This window comes from Paenibacillus sp. FSL E2-0190 (genome assembly GCF_037992965.1).
Lineage (GTDB): Bacteria > Bacillota > Bacilli > Paenibacillales > Paenibacillaceae > Paenibacillus_AQ > Paenibacillus_AQ odorifer.
Genome location: NZ_CP150306.1, coordinates 3,452,644 through 3,470,795 on the forward strand (window position 1 = coordinate 3,452,644; position 18,152 = coordinate 3,470,795).

An 18,152-nucleotide genomic window follows, 5' to 3' on the forward strand; every position below is an offset into this window, starting at 1 on the left:
CCTCGGGAGTTCACCGTAACGATCACACAAGATCATTGGGGAAGCTTTCCGAGGCTTCTTTTTATATTTAAAAGACAAATATTTAAGAATTCTCGAATTCTATATTTGTCCCGCTGTAGAACGGACGGAGGACAGCAGGTCTAGCCGGAAGCCTTGTACTAGAGTGTCACCGTTCATAAGATCGGTCTCATATGCACGATTAAAGCCTAAGCGCTGGTACAGTTTGATGGCTGAAGACATCATTTCCGAGGTGTGCAGGTTCAAGGTGGTGGCACCCAACTGTAGTGATCTCCGTGCAGCATCGCGAATCAGAAGGGTTGCAACGCCAAGACCACGAGCGGATGGAGATACGGCTAGCAGACGTAGGATCGGGGAGTGAATCCCGAGCTCCGGTTTCCCGTAAGCCGTTTCCGAGGAGCTGAACAAGAGTGCGCTACCAACGATTTTCTTGTCGATTTCAGCGATGATCCGTACGAGCGGGGTATCACCATGAACGGAATCAAGAAGCGATTTCCGATACTCCAGCCACAACGGCTCAGGCATGATCTCCGAATATTGGTGGTATGCATCTAACAGCACTTCGGCGATAGCATTACGATCTTTATTCTCAGCTTCACGGATAATGATCTTTTGTGACATGTTTTCGCTATCCCCTTTCAGACAAATGTAATGTTCATTCGAATGAAATTATTATATATGATAATTCCCAGTGGAATAAGAGGTGTTTTATAATTCTGATATAGGAATAGAAAAGTTCTATATGAAATAAACATAACGTTTGATTCAAAATCCGATTGATTTACACGGAATTAATTGTTGACAAAAAATAGGGCGATGACTAAGATATAAACAAAATCTATAGGAAAGCATCGCTATAATTCATTGTTTTTTCATCGGAATAGTAAAATTAATAAAAGCATAGGGGGATTAGGGATGAACATTGAAAATATTGAGGCCTTTGTCTACATCAATCATTATGGAAGCTTCAATAAAGCGGCCGAAGTCCTATATATCTCACAGCCGACAGTAACGGCCCGGATCCAATCGCTAGAAAGGGAACTGGATTGCAAAGTGTTTGATCGGTTGGGGAAGCAGATTAACCTGACGGATAAAGGTAAACAGTTTCTACCCTATGCGCAGCAGATTCTTCAGATTTATCAGAACGGTAAATATCAGGTTCAGGCTAAGGGGCACATTCCAAATGAACTGAGAATCGGCAGTACGGTCTCGGTTTCCAATTATTTAATGCCCCATCTGATGCTTCATTTAAAGCGCAGATATCCTCATATCACAATCAAGCTTATGACAGCTTCTACGGAAGTATTGACTGAAAAGTTAAAATCGAAAGAGCTTGATTTGGCTTTTATCCGTAAGGTCGTAAATCCGGCAATTCAAACCTTTCCATTCTGCGAGGACCCCATCTCACTGTATGTACATGAGGGACACCGCTTTGCTAAAGCACAGCGGGCTTCACTGGAGGATATCCGCCAGGAGACGTTGGTTTTTTTTGAATGCGGATCTTTGGATTGGATGCGGCTGCATCGTGTATTTGAGAGTATGGAACAGCCACCGAAGATTGAATATCAGGTAGATAACCTGGAGACAGCCAAAAAGCTGGTATTGAAAAAAGCAGGCATCTGTTTCCTTCCCGCCCTCAGTGTGCAAGAGGAAGTGGCGACGGGGTCGCTGATCCGGGTGGATATTGCGGAGACGGAAGGCATCTCCTTGCGAACCAGCCTGATTTCACTGAATGGAGAGAACGCAGAATTCATCGAAACCTTGCTTGAACTGGGGATTGGTAAAGTGGGAGATCGACTAATTGTATAGATGTATTAAAAAACTCTATTAGCGCGTGGACACATGCAGTGATAAAGTTAATTGCATATAATCACGACTATTTCGATAGGGATTATTAAATTAATTTCCGAAAGGCTGGAGGGCATGTGATGAGTGAGGTATTCAGGCTAGCAGAACTGAAGGATGCGGAGCAATTGCTAGATGTTACATATCGTGCCTATCAGCTGATTCGTGAACTCGGGCTGCATTGGCCGGCGGCCACAGCCGACTTGGCGCTTATTGAAGACAATATAGCTACGAATGAGTGTTATGTGCTTGAAGTTGACGGAACGATAGTTGCAACCATAACCCTTTCAAAGGAAGAAGAGATTAAGAAGATTAGCCCACTGCCTTTTATCAAATGGTTTGCTGCTCATCCAGATTACAGTAACAAAGGTTATGGTGGAAAACTTTTGGATTGGGTTGAAGAGAACATTATTGCTGGACAGTTACGTTCGGCTGCAGTCACGCTGGCAACGGCGAAGAAACATCCGTGGTTGGTTCAAATGTATGAACGCCGGGGGTACGAACGGTTTTTAGAACTGGATCAGCAGAATGGTGACGGCATTATGTATCTGATGAAAAAAACACTTACAGACAAACCACAGTTCATTCAAAGGGGATAAAACAATGAAAAAGTCCATTTCACTAGTATTTGCATCGGTATTGACACTGGCGATTGCCGGCTGCGGAAACAACAGTAACAGCGCTAGCAGCAATCAGAATGGAAATGCAGCAGAAGCTGCGGCACCGGCAAAGGATTCGGCAAAGGTAACTAAGATCATTGTGGGCACGGGTACTGCTTTTCCGAAAGTCTGCTTCATAGATGAGAACGGCAAACTCACCGGATTTGATGTGGAACTGCTCAAAGAAATCGATAAGCAGCTGCCAGAATATGAATTCGAATTTCAAACCATGGATTTCAGCAATCTGCTGCTGAGCCTGGAAACCAAAAAAATCGATTTGGTCGCCCATGTCATGGAGAAAAATCCGGAACGGGAGCTGAAGTACTCTTTTAACAAAGAAGCCTATGCCCACTGGAGAAACCGCATTGTAGTGGCAAAGGATAATAATTCAATCCAATCGCTTGATGATCTCAAAGGGAAAAAGGTACTTGTAGGTGCAACGAGTGCACAAGCACAAATACTCGAGAACTACAATAAAGAGAATGACAATGCGATTGATATCGTGTATCAGAATGGTGCAGCGAATGATACCGTCGCACAGATTAGTACTGGGCGTGTGGACGCTACGCTGGCTGCAGATTTTGTCCTGCCGATCATTGATCCGCAGAGTCAGCTAAAAGCTACGGGTGACGAGCTGTCATCCGCGGATATTCTCTATGTTTTCCGTAAGGATGATGCCGATTCACAAAAGCTGTCAGATGCGATTGACAGTGCGATTAAAGAGCTGAAGACAGACGGCACACTAGGCAAGCTTAGTACGGAATGGTTGGGTGCGGATGTTACAGCGGATTCGGTGAAATGATTGAGCCGGTGAGCACGGGAAGGGGGGGAATATATGGGCGCACAGTTTGATATCAGCTTTGTATTTTCGTTTTTGCCTAAGTTACTAGGGACTTTAAGCACCACGCTTCTGATTGTCGCCTGTTCTCTACTGACAGGAATTCTTGTCGGCTTTCTCGTAGCTCTGCCAAGACTTTATAAAGTGCCTGTGTTAAAAACCATCTCCGAAATCTATATTTCTTTTTTTCGGGGAACTCCGATTCTTATCCAGCTCTTCTTGTTTTATTATGGTCTGCCCGAAATTATGAAGCTGGTTCATGTCGATATGACCCGGACTCCGGTGCTTGTTTTTGTGATTCTTACTTACGGGCTGCATACGGGAGCATACATGTCCGAAATGATCCGGGCTTCTGTAATGGCGGTGGATAAGGGGCAGGTAGAGGCTGCTTATGCTACAGGGATGACGGGGTTTCAAGCCTTTACGCGAATCGTGCTGCCGCAGGCGCTCGGAATCGCAGTTCCGGTATTCTCCAATCTGGTGATTGCTCTACTGAAAGATACGTCATTGGCCTTTACTCTTGGGGTGATGGAAATGTCAGGTAAAGCACAGACGCTAGGCAGCTTAACTCAGCATTTTATTGAAACGTATATCGCGCTTGCGCTAATCTATCTGGTCATCAGCTTTACAATTGAGAAACTGCTGCTTATAGCAGAACGCCGGCTGCTGCGGCATGAGAAACGGAATACACCGGAGAAAAAATCGTTCAAAATCAACAAAAGCTGGTCCTACCGCCGCATCATTGCTGAACTTGGACCGGGTAAAGGAGGTAGCGGATTATGAAGCTGGACCCATCTTTTATCTGGACTGCTCTGGTGCAAATTTTAAGTGCAATTCCTGTGACCTTATCTATTACTGCTGTCTCAGTACTCATTGGATTTGTGATTGGTGTGGCTGTAGCGTTGATCCGGATATACAGAATTCCACTGCTGTATCCGCTGGCTGTCGGTTATGTTACGTTCATCCGCGGGACACCGATGCTGACGCATCTTTTGCTTATCTATTTTGGGCTTCCCGTGTTAATCGATGGTCTGGCAGTGCAGTTCGGCTGGAGCTTCAGGTCGGTAGCCATTCCGATGATCGGTTTTGCCTATATTTCATTCTCGATTACAGCGGGAGCCTATATGTCCGAGGTCGTCCGTTCCGGTCTGCTTGCTGTGGATCGCGGTCAGCTGGAAGCGGCCCATTCTATCGGAATGACCACACCCCAGGCACTGCGGCGGATTGTTTTTCCTCAGGCGCTGGCGGCGAGTCTGCCTAATCTGTCAAATTCGGTAATCGGTATGCTGCATGGATCTACCCTTGCTTTTACCGTTTCGGTGGTGGATATCAATGCTAAGGCGCAAATTGTAGCTTCAACGAACTGGAAGTTTTTTGAGGCTTATCTGGCGGCAGCACTGATTTTCTGGGGACTTACGTTCCTAATCGAACGCGTGACGTCGCTGATTGAAAAAAGAATTAATCTGTACAATCGAGGTGGAGTAGCATGATCAAGCTTGCGCAAATTTCGAAGTCATTTGGTCGGAATCAGGTGCTCAACAATATAGATTTAACGGTGACGAAGGGTGAAGTTGTCGTCATTCTCGGTCCCAGCGGCTCAGGCAAAACGACACTTTTACGCTGTGTGAATTATCTGGAGAAGCCAAGCAGCGGAGAGATCGCCATCGGCGATTTCAAAGTGAACTGCAAACATCCCCGCAAAAAGGAGATTCATCTGCTCCGGCAAAAAACGGCAATGGTGTTCCAGCAGTACAATTTATTCCGCCATAAAACCGCACTGGAGAACGTGATGGAGGGACTGCTGATTGTCAAAAAGCTTCCGAAGGACGAAGCGAAAAATCGGAGTATCGCCCTCCTTGAAAAGGTTGGTCTTGGCAGCAAGCTGGACGCCTATCCAAGTCAGCTGTCCGGAGGCCAGCAGCAGCGGGTTGGCATTGCCCGTGCCTTGGCGCTCGAGCCGGAGGTTATATTGTTCGACGAACCCACATCGGCGTTGGACCCAGAGTTAGTGGGTGAGGTGCTGGCCGTCATCCGTAAAATTGCCAAGGAAGGCATCACAATGATCGTGGTGACTCATGAAATGGGCTTTGCTCGCGATGTGGCGAATCATGTGGTTTTTATGGACGGAGGCGTCATTGTTGAAGAAGGGACTCCGGCAGAGCTGTTTAACCATCCGCGCGAAGAAAGAACGAAGCAGTTCCTGAAGCGGATTACACCTGAATTTAACTATTCTATATAGGAGGCAAAACAATGGCTATTACAATCAGCGTACTTGATCAAAGTCCGATCTATCCGGGAGAAACGCCGGAGGAAGCATTCCAGCATACGATCAAGCTGGCACAACTGTCCGAAGAGCTTGGATTCCACCGGTTCTGGGTTTCGGAGCATCATGACTCCGAGCAGGTAGCCGGTTCTTCCCCGGAAGTACTTATCTCACATCTTCTGGCTAAAACAGAGCGAATCCGCATTGGCTCCGGTGGCATCATGCTCCAGCATTACAGCCCATATAAGGTAGCGGAGAACTTCAATGTGCTGTCTACACTGGCTCCTGGACGAGTGGATCTCGGTGTGGGACGTGCTCCCGGTGGACTCCCACGTAGCACACAGGCACTACAGCAGGGACAAGCTGAAACCCCAGACCTGACGGACAAAATCATCGAGCTTGAAAAGTATGTACATAACCGCCTCGAAGAAAACCATCCGCTGGCAGGGTTGAAGGCAGGTCCCCTTCCTGGTATTCCTCCTGAGTTGTATGTCCTTGGCGCGAGTGTAAGCAGCGCGGAAATTGCCGCTGAACTGGGGTTACCGTACGTATTCTCCCTGTTTATTAACAGCGATAAGGCGGTAGCGCTGGATGCCATTCGTGCTTACCGCAGCGGTTTCGCTTCTTCACAGGGCAGACAACCGCAAGCGATTATCGCTTTAGCGTTAGTGGTGGCTGAGACTGAGGAGGGAGCGAAAGAACTGGCAGGTGCGCATAAGCTGATCCGGATTCAACTGGCGAGCGGGAAGAAGCTGACAGTAGGGACCTTGGAACAGGCGGAGGAATTTGCCCGCCAGAGCAATGAAGCCTACACGATTGAAGAGCTGGAACCGGAGATTACCAAGGGAACAAAATCATCTGTCCGTGAACAGTTGTTGGAACTTTCAGAGGCATCCGGTGTCGAGGAGTTCATCATAACGACGAATGTACATCCCTTTGACAAACGGCTCCGATCCTTTGAGCTACTGAGCGAAGCAATCGCTGAAGTGGCTGCAGAGGCATAAAGCGGGCGGGCTCGGTATCACACAGGAAATCGTGTAAAGGAGGGTGACTGTAAATGACAAGTAAAGCTAAAGAGTTGAGTGCGGAAGCGCTTGAAGAAGAATTAATCGGGATACGCCGTCATCTGCACCGGCACCCGGAACTGTCCAATGAAGAATATGGCACAACAGAATATATTATTTCCCTGCTGGAGCGGGCAGGAGTCAGGATCGTAGAATACGGTCTGTCTACCGGCGTGATCGCAGAGATTGGCGGCAAAAAGCCCGGTTCGGTCATCGCACTGCGCGCAGATATTGATGCCTTGCCAATCCAGGAGGAAAGCGGAGTATCCTTTGCTTCATTATATCCCGGCAAAATGCATGCCTGCGGGCATGATTTCCATACGGCTGCCTTGATTGGTGCCGCCTATCAATTGAAACAGCGAGAGCAGCAATTACAGGGAACGGTGCGCCTGTTATTCCAACCAGCCGAGGAGAAGGCGCAGGGTGCACAACGAATCATTGCTAGCGGGGCACTAGAAGACGTCCGGGCAGTGATCGGGCTGCATAACAAGCCAGACCTGCCAGTCGGAACCATCGGTATTAAGGGTGGTCCTTTAATGGCAGCAGCTGACGGGTTTGTGATAGAAGTGCAGGGTGGCAGTTCTCATGCTGCCGTTCCGGAGGCTGGCATAGACCCGATTGTAGCGGCTTCGCATATTGTGACGGCATTCCAGTCCATTGTAAGTCGCAATGTCAGCCCGCTGCAGAGTGCGGTGGTCAGTGTGACGCAGATTCACAGCGGCAATTCATGGAACATTATCCCCGAAAAAGCGGTGCTTGAAGGGACGATCCGCACCTTTGATGAAACGGTGCGCAGCAAAGTGCTGGACCGGTTTCAGGAAGTGGCGGTCGGTGTAGCAGCGGCTCTTGGAGCAGAAGCTACCGTTCGCTGGATAGAAGGGCCACCTCCGGTTATCAACGATCCCTCCCTAGCAGCGCTTGGAGGTGAATCGGTCGATGCTCTTGGCTACCGAGCGATTCAGCCAGAGCTTTCTCTGGCTGGAGAGGATTTCGCCTTCTATCAGCGCGTGGTACCCGGACTGTTCGTTTTTGTAGGTACTGAAGGAAGCCAGGAATGGCATCATCCGGCCTTCAATCTGGATGAACGCGCACTCCCTGTGGCAGCACGTTTCCTTGCGGATGTAGCTGTACGATCCCTAGTGCAGTACAGTCCCGATGGAGGTGCAGAATTATAGCTGAACATAACAGTTACGATGTAATTATCGTCGGCGCAGGCTCGATGGGCATGAGTGCCGGTTACTATCTTGCGAGGCGCGGAGTGAAGACGCTGCTAATTGATGCCTTTGATCCTCCACATACACAGGGAAGCCATCACGGGGAAACGCGGCTGATCCGGCATGCTTACAGTGGTGATCCCGCCTACATTGATTTGGCTCTGCGGGCAGATCGTTTATGGAAAGAAGCTGAGCAGTTGAGCGGAATAGAACTGCTTGTCCGCTCGGGTGTATTGAATCTCGCAGATAGTGCAGTGTATTCCTTTAGCGGTCGTCTCGCGGAAGCAAAGATACGGAAGGTGCCGGTCCAGCAACTGGATGCCGGAGAGATCCGGCGGCGCTGGCCGGGATTGAACATTCCGGAAACATTCGCAGCAATGTATGAACCGGATGCCGGGTATTTGTACAGCGAGCGCTGTATCACCGCCAACCGCCAGCTTGCCCTTGGACAGGGTGCGGAACTGTTGACGAACACTTCGGTAGTAAACATCACCGCCCGCGAAAGCAGTGTAACAGTTCATACAACAAACGGCGATTATCACGGAGCGTCAGCTATCCTTAGTGCCGGAGCCTGGTTTGGTGCGTTAGCGCCTTTTGTGCATTTGCCAATCAAGGCGATCCGCAAAGTTGTGGGCTGGTTTGAGAGCTCACCTGCTTTTGCAGCCGGTAACTTCCCTGGCTTCACGCTAGGAGCTGAGGAAGGTGGCTATTATGGCTTTCCCAGCATTGCTGGAGCCGGTCTGAAGATCGGCCGGCACGATACGGGGCTGGAATGGAAACCAGGCACACTACTTGCTCCCTTTGGCAGTGAAGCCAGCGATGAGCAAGACCTCCGAAGAGTACTGGAGACTTACATGCCGGGTGCAGCTGGCCGATTACTTAAAGGCTCTGTATGCAAATATGAGCATACACCTGATGAAGATTTCATTATTGACCGCCATCCGCTCCACTCCAATGTGCTGGTAGCCGGAGGGTTCTCAGGGCATGGTTTTAAATTTTCTAGTGTTGTAGGTGAAATACTTGCTGATTTGGCGACAAGTGGAGCTACCTACCACAACATTCAACCTTTTGCGTTATCACGTTTTACACCTGATCATTCGCAAGCAGGCCTTATTTTGGAGGGGATTTAATGAGCAAAGTTCAAATTAGCAATTTTTTAAGTACGCACAACCAACTGGTGCATGCAACCGCAGGGTTATCAGAGGAACAGCTGAAATGGAAGGCAGCACCAACGAGTTGGAGTATTACTGAGGTTTTAGCCCATCTAGCTGATCACAGCATTGTGGTTTCGTTCCGTATCCGTGATATTCTCGCTGCTACAACTGCGCAGCTGCCAGTCTTCAATCAGGACGCTTGGGTCAGCGGCCAGTACGCCAATAGTGGTAGTGCTTCCGATAGTCTGGAGTTGTTCCGCAGCCTGCTTTATTATAACAGTCTATTGTTTGAACGACTCAGCGCAGAGGATTGGGAGAAAAGCGGGGTTAACTTCAAGGGGGAAAACGTTAAAATTTCCGATATCGTCCATAGCTTCACCGCACATGTAGAGAGACATCTTGGCCAGATTGAGCGAATCAAGCAGGGCGCAGCCAATGCATCGTTCGTGCAATGAATACTTTCATAGTTAGTTTTGCATGAAGTAAAACCTGGGAATCGTATGCTCACAAAACTTTTAGGAGGAATGAACATGACCAAACCAAAACAACTGAAGCTAGGCGCACTGCTGCATGGAGTAGGAGGCAGCACGTCGATGTGGCGCCATCCTGATGCTAAGCCGGATGCAAGTGTAAACTTTGAATTATACAAAGCGTGGGTACAGAAGGCAGAAGAAGGCAAGCTGGATCTGATCTTCATCGCAGACGGTTTGTACATTAATGAAAAGTCCATTCCGCATTTCCTTAACCGGTTTGAACCGCTGACCATTCTTAGCGCACTCGCCGCCGTCAGCACCAACATCGGTCTGGTTGGTACCCTGTCCACCTCCTACAGTGAACCGTTTACCGTCGCGCGTCAATTCGGCTCACTGGATGTAATCAGCGGTGGCCGGGCCGGCTGGAATGTGGTGACTTCACCGCTGGAAGGCTCTGCCTCGAATTATAGCAAAACAGAGCATCCTGACCATGGCAAGCGTTACCGTATTGCTACCGAATATTTGCAGGTGACCCGCGGATTATGGGATTCCTGGGAGGATGATGCGTTTGTTCGAGACAAAGAAACAGGTGTATTCTTCGATCCGCAAAAAATGCATACCCTGGACCATCAAGGAGAGTTCTTCTCCGTGAAAGGACCGCTCAATATTGCTCGTTCGAAGCAGGGGCAGCCAGTAGTGTTTCAGGCAGGTTCCTCAGAAGTTGGTAAAAATTACGCCTCAAAGGAAGCGGATGCTATCTTCACTGGCCACGAAACGCTAGAAGATGCCCAGGCATTCTATAGCGATGTTAAGACAAGGGTAGCTTCATTTGGCCGGGATCCGAATGAGGTGCTGATCTTTCCTGGTATTGCACCAATCATTGGCGACACATCAGAGGAAGCAGAGCGCAAATATCAGGAGGTTGCTGGTCTCGTGACGATTGAGAATGCACTGAACTATTTGGGTAGATTCTTCGAGCATCATGATTTCTCGCAATATCCGCTGGATGAACCGTTCCCTGAGCTTGGTGAGTTGGGGCGCAATAGTTTTCAGAGCGGCACGGATAAAATCAAAAAGGACGCGAAGGAGAGAGGATTAACACTAAGACAGGTCGCCTTACAATCCGCTACCCCGCGCAGCAGCTTTATTGGCACACCTGAGCAAGTGGCTGATCAGATTCAAACCTGGTTTGAGGGTGGAGGAGCAGACGGATTTATGATCGCAGCTGCTGTTCCTAATGGACTGGAGGAATTCGTCGATCGGGTAGTGCCGATTCTGCAAGAGCGGGGCCTGTTCCGCACTGAATACGAAAGTAGCACCCTGCGTGGAAATCTCGGTATTCCATTGCCAGAGAACCGCTATTCCAAGGCTTCACAACCGGTAGGGCAAAAAGCCGTACATTAACAATAATAATTTGAATCGAATAATTAGCTTTCGTCATAAAAAATGTAACGCAGCCGTTTAAGGCTGCGTTTATTTGCGTGCGCGCGGAGCTTGTCTAACAACGTAAGCGCTTTAAAGAACCAATCAGAGCAATAGATAACCAATCACTGTTATATAGGCAGGGTTCCCGCTGCACCTTATGATAGAAATATCAAGGAGGGATGTAAATTGTACGCTAAGTTCTACAAGTACCGATGGCAATATTTAATGATTCTTCCGGGAGTGCTGTTGCTATTTCTGTTCAGCTATATTCCGATGGCAGGGATTCAGGTCGCCTTCCGCGACTTTCAGATTGGCACCTCGATCTGGAACAGCACATGGGTGGGATTAGACAACTTTTCTTTCCTGCAAGATCCCCAGTTTTTAACTGTCGTCAAAAATACGTTATATATATCTGTGCTTAAGTTCATCTTCGGATTCCCGGCACCGATTCTACTGGCACTGGTGATTAACGAGGTAACCCGGCCTGTATTTAAGCGATTCGTGCAATCGGTCAGCTATTTGCCACATTTTTTCTCATGGATTGTAGTCGCTTACATCCTGCAGTCTTTTCTGACATTGGATGGTGGGCTGGTCAATCAGTTCATCGAGAAAGCAGGCGGTGATCCTGTATTTTTTCTAGGTTCCACGGAGTGGTTCCGGCCCATGGTTATATTAAGCGGCTTGTGGAAAGAGACCGGCTGGAACACGATTCTCTATTTGGCTGCGATCACAACGATTGATCCGCAATTGTATGAATCCGCCAAAGTAGAGGGTGCAGGAAAGCTAGCCCAGATTCGGCATATCACCTTCCCGGGTATTCTACCGACAATATCGATTGTGCTAATTCTGAGTATCCCAAGCCTGATTTCAGTAGGGATGGATCAGATTTATCCGCTGATGAATTCTGCTAATCAAGGGGTCGCGGATGTACTGGATACGTATATCATCCGCAACGGATTGCAGCAGGGATATTTTGGGATGGCGACCGCAGTGGGATTGTTATCCTCAGTGATCAGTTTGATATTGGTTGTTTCGACTAATCAGTTATCCAGAAAAATAAATGGTGAAGGATTATGGTGATGGTATATGAAGCTCAGCAGAGGTGAAAAAATAGCTCAATACGTCATCGTCATAGTACTGGCCGGTCTGTGCTTGTCTGTACTATATCCATTCCTGTACATGCTGGCTATCTCACTGAATGACGGTGCAAGTGCGGCCAAAGGTGGCGTGTATCTATGGCCCAAGAATTTCACATTAATTAATTATGAGATTGTATTAGGAAATGAGATTATCCGCCAGTCTTATCTAATTACAATCGCTAGGACAGTCATTGGCACATTTGCAGGACTTATCGTCACACTTCTGGTAGCCTTTGGCTTGTCCTACCGCGGTCTTCCATTAAGAAGCACGATACTAGGCTATGTTCTTTTAACCATGTTATTCAGTGGAGGACTGGTTCCTTTCTATATTCAACTTAATAATCTCGGGCTTATCAACACGTTCTGGGTGTATATTTTCCCCGGGCTGTTCTCGGTCTGGAACATGTTTGTCATGCTGAAGTTTATACAGGGAATCCCTGAAGCTCTGGTAGAATCCGCTGAACTAGATGGAGCCGGTCCTGTTCGTACTCTGATTCAGATTATTATTCCACTCTCTCAACCTATGCTTGCCGCACTTGGATTGTTTACCGCAGTGGGACACTGGAATGACTGGTTCGCCGGTGCTTTCTTCGTCACGAAGCAGAACCTGATTCCGGTGCAGACCTTCCTGCAGCAATTGCTCGCTGCACAGGATTTATCCGCTGTCCTTGGCTCGAATACCAATCAAGAGGCTTTGGCGAGAAGCTCACAAATGCAGAACATTACACTGATGTCGATTAAGATGGCAGTCGTTATGGTGAGTGCAATCCCCATCCTGTGCGTGTATCCGTTCCTGCAGAAATATTTTGTGAAAGGAGTTCTTGTAGGGTCAGTAAAAGGTTGATTTTCAATAATAGAACAGGGGGAAAAATCAATGATATTCAAAAAAACGGGTCTAGCCGCTTTGGCTGCAGCAACCTTACTGATGTCTATTGCCGGATGCTCCGGATCAGGTGGGAATACTGCGAACAAGCCTGGAAGCGACAATGAAACGTCAAGTAACCAGCCCGCCAGTGGCTCGACTTCCTTTAATCTCTGGCTTGGATGGACGGCAACCATCAATAATGATAGTTTGGTCCAGAAATATTGGCGTGAACAGGAGCCTGGAGTAAATGTGAAGCTGGAAACCACTCAAGGCGACGCAATGACTGCACTTAATTTGAAGATAAACACAGGCGGCTTTGAAGATGCAGCTATCTTCAGCCGAAACGAAACGGTCAAAAGCGCGATGAACCGGTCGAAACAGCTTATGCCGCTAGAGCAGTATTTCGACATGCCTGACAAATATCCAGGACTGGCGTCTATTCCAAAGCAGTATCTGGAACTTATGAAGGATAATGAGGGTCATATCTGGTCCATTCCTACCTGGTTTGACCAAAACCCGGAAGATCCGTGGCCAGGCTGGGCATCTCAAGCCTGGATTGTCAGAAGTGATGTGCTGGAGAAAACAGGTATGACCAAAGAGGACTTAGCAACGTTAGAAGGAGTTGAGACCTTCCTTCGGAAAGCTGCAGAAGAGAAGGATGCTTCCGGCAAATCGCTTATTCCTCTATCATTCCTGATGGACACTAGTGATAATCTGGGCTGGAGCGATGAAAACGCGATTTTGACAGCATTCGGGGTGACTACAGCAGGTAATGGCGTTGACAAACGCGGCGATGATTTTGTATTCGCTTACGACGATCCCAATTATAAAGCAGCTTATCAATGGATGAACAAGATGTACCAGGAGAAGTTGATCGATCCAGAGGTCGTCACCAGCAAAAGAGAACAGTATACAGAAAAGAACAAATCGGGTCGTATTGCCTTCAATGTCGGCAGCTTCTGGAACATTCCTGCCTCAGCCTGGGAGACATTGGACGGCCCAACAGAGCCAGGGTGGTTTTACGAAGCGATCCCTTTTCCTAAAGTGGATGGTGTAGAGAAAGTCGGAATTAACCAGGTTACCAATCCGAATCCAGGCTATGATGTCTATGTTAGTGAAAAAACTAAAAATCTGGAAGCTATTCTGAAATTCTTCGATTATACCTTGCAGCCAAAACCCGAGCAGCAGCAGGTCATTAATGAAGGACCGGCGGGATTATACTGGGATTGGATTGATCAACCGTTGGGCAAATGGAAATTCACAGACGAAACCTACAAGACGAGCCGCAATTCCGGAGACACCGCACAAAAAGCTAAAGTCACCCCTGAGCTTTACATGACTGCCTCTTACAGCAATGAATGGTACCCATGGTGGAACACAGAGGATGCAGGAAAAGCCGGAGCTGCTAAGACCATTAAGTTCACTGAAGCTATCGGCAAAATGGGAACGATCCGCGTGGCAGAGCCTTATGATCTATTCCAGATGAAACAGGGCGGCGCATGGGAGAAATATTCACCGGAGATCGAAAATATCCGCAAGGAATATCGAGCCAAGCTTTTAATGGCCAAAGACGAGGGGCAATTCGAAAAGAATTGGAGCGATTTCCAAGCAGCACTAGAGAAGCGTGGGCACTGGAGTGAAGTCAAGCAGGAGTGGCTGGATACGTACAAGGAGGAAGTAACAGCCTTGCAATAGACAACCGTGATGCTCTTTCAGTCGCGGATCGTAAACGATAAAAAATTAATGGAGCACCTCTCACTTGGAGGGGGCTCCCTTTGCACTTCATGGGGGGAATCTATGATTAAACAACAAATAGAGAAATGGATCATCCGTATGACCCGTTCCATGAACCTGAGGAGTAAAATTGTATTATTCTACGGACTAATTGTATTTCTCCCCACCGTACTGCTGGCTGCAGGTGCAGGGTACATGATGCTTCATACGGTGCGGGCCAATTATATGCTTACGATCAGGGAAGCCGTTCGGCAAAGTGCGCAGAGTATTGAATTCAGGAAGCAAAGCTATGATCTGCTGGCTACCCGAACGGCTACGGATGGTGAGCTGATCTCTAGATTAGCCAGGGACTATGCGGATATCGATGAACAATTGGGTACGGTCAATTATGTGGACCGTTCCTTCCTGCTCACCAGTAAATACTTGCCAGGGATTGAGAACTTCCGAATCTATCATACCAACGATACACTAGTGCAAGATGGAGGGCTTCTGTGGAAGCCGGAAGAACGGAGCCTTTCGGGAATTCGAGAGCGGGATTGGTATACGAAAATGCTTCGCACAACAGACAATCTGGTATGGACTAATGCAGCTGACGACAGGACTAAGCTAGTGGTATCCCATAAAATTCTGAACGCGTATGGAGATGTTTACGGGATTGTGTACCTGTTACTGAACTATAACGGTGTCTTCATGGAATCGTTCGAACATCCTTTTGAAGGGGCCGGAGAATTGTATATCGTTGACGACAACGAACGCATTATTGCATCCTCGGAGCCCTCTGAAATTGGCAGCCGGTTATCCTCATCCTCCTTAGGTCAGTACTGGAACAACTCGTTGGAAACCTCAGCGACAAAAAGCGGGATGATGCTGATCACTCAGGAGATTAAGTCTGGCTGGACGGTTGCCGCACTTGTGCATCTTGATCGACTGGAGGAGCAGTCTACGCGGATTATGTACTATATCGGAGCAGGTATTGCTTTTTTCCTGCTGCTGTCCATCTTTCTAATCATGATTGTACTTAAAAATGTGATTTGGCGGATCCGCAAGCTGGGCACCAGGATGACAGATATCTCACAGGGCTATTTCGAAGTTACAGTGAGAAACCGTGACAACGATGAGCTGGGGGAGCTTGAGGTACTGTTCAATTCCATGTCTGGCCGTTTGAGAAAACTGGTCGAAGAACATACAGAGGCCATGCTCAAAGAGCGGGAGCAATCATTCAGGGCGTTGCAGGCACAGATTAACCCTCATTTTATTTATAATTCGTTAAGTCTGATCCGTTGGCGGGCATTAGATCAGCAGGACGAATTGCAAATCCGAACCATAGATGCGCTGACGACATTCTATCGGCTGGCACTCAATAACCGGGTTAATGTGACGCTGATCCGTGACGAAATTGAGCATCTGAAAGCGTATATCGAAATTCAGCAGCTGCGTTATCCCGGTCAGGTATCCGTAGAGTGGCTGGTAGAGCCGGACGTTCTTGACCTGTACAGCATTAAGCTGATCCTACAGCCAACGGTCGAGAACTGTTATCTGCACGGGGGCATCACAACTAGAACTCATGCTTTTATACAAATTACGATCAAACGAGTGGAGAATACGGTGCAGTTTCAGATTTTTGATAATGGAAAAGGGATTGGCAGTGAGAAGCTGGAACAGATCCGTGCCGGCAGCTACACGGGTACGCAAAACGGATTCGGGATGAACAATATCCGTGAACGTCTTGCATTGTATTTTGGCACAGAGGGCCGCTTTGAGATTGAAAGTGTAGAAGACGAATGGACTTGTGTAACCATTGATATCCCTGTTTGCAAGGAAAGTCCTGAGATAAAAAAGGGGGATGGAGCTTAATGCGGGCATTAATTGTCGACGACGAGCCTATGCAGATTCAAGGGCTTCTTCGTCATATTGGCTGGAAAGCTCTGGGGTATGAGGAACCGTTAACTGCATTATCTGGTGAAGAAGCACTAACGATTCTAGGAGAAACTCCTGTGGATGTGATGATCGCTGACGTCTCGATGCCCGGTATGACAGGGATCGAACTGCTCGCCAGATGCAGAGCGGATTATCCGACACTCCAGTCTTTACAGACTGTGATGATCAGTGGATATGACGAGTTTGAATTTGTGCAGGAGGCTATACATCTGGGAGCTAAAGCTTACGTTCTGAAGCCCATCAAGACGGAAGAACTCGAAATGAAACTGGCTGTGTTCAGAGAAGTAGTTGAGAAGAAAAAACAGATTGAACAGGAAACCACTGTACTTAGGGAGAAAGTTACAGAGAGCTATGAGGTGCTGCAGGAACGTTTCGTCAAAGATATGGTCGAAGGCTGGATCCACAGTGATGAGCTGCTCGAATCCTGGCGGCGCCTGCTGGATCTGCCTAATGGGGAATGGCAGGCAACTTTATTCCTGTTTGGATATGACCGCAGGTTCCTAGATAATCCGCATGATGCCAAGGATCGGATCCTGCTTAGCGAAGGGCTATTGAACTGCGTTAAGACTGGTCTATCTGGTTTCTCCGGTACCTATATAGGGAAGACAGGAGCGGATGAACTGGCCGTCATTGTGCTGAACGCAACGCCATTGGTGCGGGCAAGACTTGAGAAGCAGCTTGCGTTTATCCAAGATATCCTAAGAGAGCAGTATAAAGCCTCCGTCTCGGTCGGAATCAGCAGAGAGTGTTTGTTCTGGACGGAAATACCGTTGCTGTATAAGGAAGTAAGGCATATGATGACCGGTGCCAGGCTGGCCGGCTACGGACAAATCCTTTATTTCGACCGGAACTTGATGAATGAATATCATGATTTCCGGTTGCGTGAAGAATACATTCCGGAAATCGTTAAGCTACTGGACAGAGGAGAGAGCGATAAAGCTTCCGCTTATTTCAATCATGCTTTCGAAGTGTTACTTGCGCGAGAGCCTGTATCCTTTTCCTATGTGCAGGCTTTCGGAATGGGTTTGCTTAGCGAACTAGCCAGAAAACTGAAGCGTATACATGAGAAGGATTCAGAGATGAACATCCTCATGTGGCAGCGGTTGATCGACTGTACAGGCGTAGATGAAGTCAGGAAGGTCGTACTGGAATATTTGGCGCAATATGCTAAGCTTAATCAAAGAGAGCAGGTCGCTCAGCAGCATAACCTTATCCAGCGGGTCGCCCGCCAACTGGAGGAGCATCTGCATGAGAACATGACTGTAAAGCAGCTTGCTGAGCAGTTTCACTTGAATCACAGCTATTTAAGTGTGCTCTTCAAAAAAGAAATGGGCCGCACGATTTCCGACTTCGTGCAGGAAGCGCGTATGAACAAAGCCAAGGAACTGCTTCGTGACCCCAATATTAAGGTCTACGAGGTTGCCGAACAGGTGGGCTTTCAAACCGCGGCTTATTTTGCCTTCCTTTTTAAGAAAACAACCGGCACTACACCTCAGGAGTTCAGAGATTATCATTATTAGGAG

General features: G+C 48.0%; 17 protein-coding genes. 16 read left to right on the forward strand and 1 reads right to left on the reverse strand.

The window, feature by feature from the left end:
• Positions 1-99: 99 nt before the first annotated feature.
• Entirely contained in the window at positions 100-639 is a 540-nt protein-coding gene (locus NST25_RS15100; RefSeq protein WP_076309428.1) for a GNAT family N-acetyltransferase, read from the reverse strand.
• Between the two features lie 294 nt (positions 640-933).
• On the opposite strand from NST25_RS15100, the gene NST25_RS15105 reads away from it, so the two are divergent.
• The 16 genes from NST25_RS15105 to NST25_RS15180 all read left to right on the forward strand — a co-directional run bounded on the left by NST25_RS15105 (position 934) and on the right by NST25_RS15180 (position 18,149).
• Positions 934-1,827, forward strand: a complete 894-nt coding sequence (locus NST25_RS15105) for a LysR family transcriptional regulator (protein ID WP_076309429.1) — start codon at positions 934-936, stop codon at positions 1,825-1,827.
• Between the two features lie 119 nt (positions 1,828-1,946).
• Positions 1,947-2,462, forward strand: coding sequence for a GNAT family N-acetyltransferase (locus tag NST25_RS15110; RefSeq protein WP_076125558.1), 516 nt, complete (start codon positions 1,947-1,949; stop codon positions 2,460-2,462).
• A gap of 4 nt (positions 2,463-2,466) precedes the next feature.
• A complete protein-coding gene (locus NST25_RS15115) occupies positions 2,467-3,324 on the forward strand; it encodes a transporter substrate-binding domain-containing protein (protein WP_076125557.1) in 858 nt (285 codons plus the stop codon).
• Positions 3,325-3,357: 33 nt separating this feature from the next.
• On the forward strand, positions 3,358-4,143 hold the full coding sequence (locus tag NST25_RS15120; RefSeq protein WP_076125555.1) for an amino acid ABC transporter permease: 786 nt from the start codon (positions 3,358-3,360) through the stop codon (positions 4,141-4,143).
• Positions 4,140-4,850, forward strand: coding sequence for an amino acid ABC transporter permease (locus NST25_RS15125; RefSeq protein ID WP_076125553.1), 711 nt, complete (start codon positions 4,140-4,142; stop codon positions 4,848-4,850). Before NST25_RS15120 ends, NST25_RS15125 begins: the two co-directional genes overlap by 4 nt.
• Positions 4,847-5,599 (forward strand): amino acid ABC transporter ATP-binding protein, encoded by a 753-nt coding sequence (locus tag NST25_RS15130; RefSeq protein ID WP_076125552.1) that lies wholly within the window; start codon positions 4,847-4,849, stop codon positions 5,597-5,599. The genes NST25_RS15125 and NST25_RS15130 overlap by 4 nt, the downstream gene beginning before the upstream one ends.
• A gap of 11 nt (positions 5,600-5,610) precedes the next feature.
• Positions 5,611-6,627, forward strand: coding sequence for an LLM class flavin-dependent oxidoreductase (locus tag NST25_RS15135; protein WP_340394330.1), 1,017 nt, complete (start codon positions 5,611-5,613; stop codon positions 6,625-6,627).
• A 53-nt stretch (positions 6,628-6,680) separates the two neighbouring features.
• A complete protein-coding gene (locus NST25_RS15140) occupies positions 6,681-7,862 on the forward strand; it encodes an amidohydrolase (protein ID WP_076218973.1) in 1,182 nt (393 codons plus the stop codon).
• Positions 7,859-9,031: an N-methyl-L-tryptophan oxidase gene (gene solA / locus NST25_RS15145; protein ID WP_340394415.1), complete on the forward strand. Its 1,173-nt coding sequence runs from the start codon at positions 7,859-7,861 to the stop codon at positions 9,029-9,031. Before NST25_RS15140 ends, solA begins: the two co-directional genes overlap by 4 nt.
• Positions 9,031-9,510 carry a DinB family protein gene (locus tag NST25_RS15150; protein ID WP_076184634.1) on the forward strand — a complete coding sequence of 160 codons (480 nt, stop codon included), beginning with the start codon at positions 9,031-9,033 and terminating at the stop codon, positions 9,508-9,510. Before solA ends, NST25_RS15150 begins: the two co-directional genes overlap by 1 nt.
• A 75-nt stretch (positions 9,511-9,585) precedes the next feature.
• On the forward strand, positions 9,586-10,932 hold the full coding sequence (locus NST25_RS15155; RefSeq protein ID WP_076125544.1) for an LLM class flavin-dependent oxidoreductase: 1,347 nt from the start codon (positions 9,586-9,588) through the stop codon (positions 10,930-10,932).
• Positions 10,933-11,139: 207 nt separating this feature from the next.
• Positions 11,140-12,033 (forward strand): ABC transporter permease subunit, encoded by an 894-nt coding sequence (locus NST25_RS15160; protein WP_081383282.1) that lies wholly within the window; start codon positions 11,140-11,142, stop codon positions 12,031-12,033.
• Between the two features lie 6 nt (positions 12,034-12,039).
• Positions 12,040-12,936: a carbohydrate ABC transporter permease gene (locus NST25_RS15165; RefSeq protein ID WP_076218970.1), complete on the forward strand. Its 897-nt coding sequence runs from the start codon at positions 12,040-12,042 to the stop codon at positions 12,934-12,936.
• A 30-nt stretch (positions 12,937-12,966) separates the two neighbouring features.
• Positions 12,967-14,652 (forward strand): hypothetical protein, encoded by a 1,686-nt coding sequence (locus tag NST25_RS15170; RefSeq protein WP_076184637.1) that lies wholly within the window; start codon positions 12,967-12,969, stop codon positions 14,650-14,652.
• 102 nt (positions 14,653-14,754) lie between these two features.
• A complete protein-coding gene (locus NST25_RS15175) occupies positions 14,755-16,545 on the forward strand; it encodes a sensor histidine kinase (protein ID WP_076184638.1) in 1,791 nt (596 codons plus the stop codon).
• Positions 16,545-18,149, forward strand: coding sequence for a response regulator (locus NST25_RS15180; protein WP_076184639.1), 1,605 nt, complete (start codon positions 16,545-16,547; stop codon positions 18,147-18,149). Before NST25_RS15175 ends, NST25_RS15180 begins: the two co-directional genes overlap by 1 nt.
• The last annotated feature ends 3 nt before the right edge of the window (positions 18,150-18,152 follow it).

Coding starts and splice junctions, on each gene's coding strand:
- NST25_RS15100 (WP_076309428.1), bottom strand. CDS start 639: ATGTCACAAAAGATCATTATCCGTGAAGCTGAGAATAAAGATCGTAAT.
- NST25_RS15105 (WP_076309429.1), top strand. CDS start 934: ATGAACATTGAAAATATTGAGGCCTTTGTCTACATCAATCATTATGGA.
- NST25_RS15110 (WP_076125558.1), top strand. CDS start 1,947: ATGAGTGAGGTATTCAGGCTAGCAGAACTGAAGGATGCGGAGCAATTG.
- NST25_RS15115 (WP_076125557.1), top strand. CDS start 2,467: ATGAAAAAGTCCATTTCACTAGTATTTGCATCGGTATTGACACTGGCG.
- NST25_RS15120 (WP_076125555.1), top strand. CDS start 3,358: ATGGGCGCACAGTTTGATATCAGCTTTGTATTTTCGTTTTTGCCTAAG.
- NST25_RS15125 (WP_076125553.1), top strand. CDS start 4,140: ATGAAGCTGGACCCATCTTTTATCTGGACTGCTCTGGTGCAAATTTTA.
- NST25_RS15130 (WP_076125552.1), top strand. CDS start 4,847: ATGATCAAGCTTGCGCAAATTTCGAAGTCATTTGGTCGGAATCAGGTG.
- NST25_RS15135 (WP_340394330.1), top strand. CDS start 5,611: ATGGCTATTACAATCAGCGTACTTGATCAAAGTCCGATCTATCCGGGA.
- NST25_RS15140 (WP_076218973.1), top strand. CDS start 6,681: ATGACAAGTAAAGCTAAAGAGTTGAGTGCGGAAGCGCTTGAAGAAGAA.
- NST25_RS15150 (WP_076184634.1), top strand. CDS start 9,031: ATGAGCAAAGTTCAAATTAGCAATTTTTTAAGTACGCACAACCAACTG.
- NST25_RS15155 (WP_076125544.1), top strand. CDS start 9,586: ATGACCAAACCAAAACAACTGAAGCTAGGCGCACTGCTGCATGGAGTA.
- NST25_RS15165 (WP_076218970.1), top strand. CDS start 12,040: ATGAAGCTCAGCAGAGGTGAAAAAATAGCTCAATACGTCATCGTCATA.
- NST25_RS15170 (WP_076184637.1), top strand. CDS start 12,967: ATGATATTCAAAAAAACGGGTCTAGCCGCTTTGGCTGCAGCAACCTTA.
- NST25_RS15175 (WP_076184638.1), top strand. CDS start 14,755: ATGATTAAACAACAAATAGAGAAATGGATCATCCGTATGACCCGTTCC.
- NST25_RS15180 (WP_076184639.1), top strand. CDS start 16,545: ATGCGGGCATTAATTGTCGACGACGAGCCTATGCAGATTCAAGGGCTT.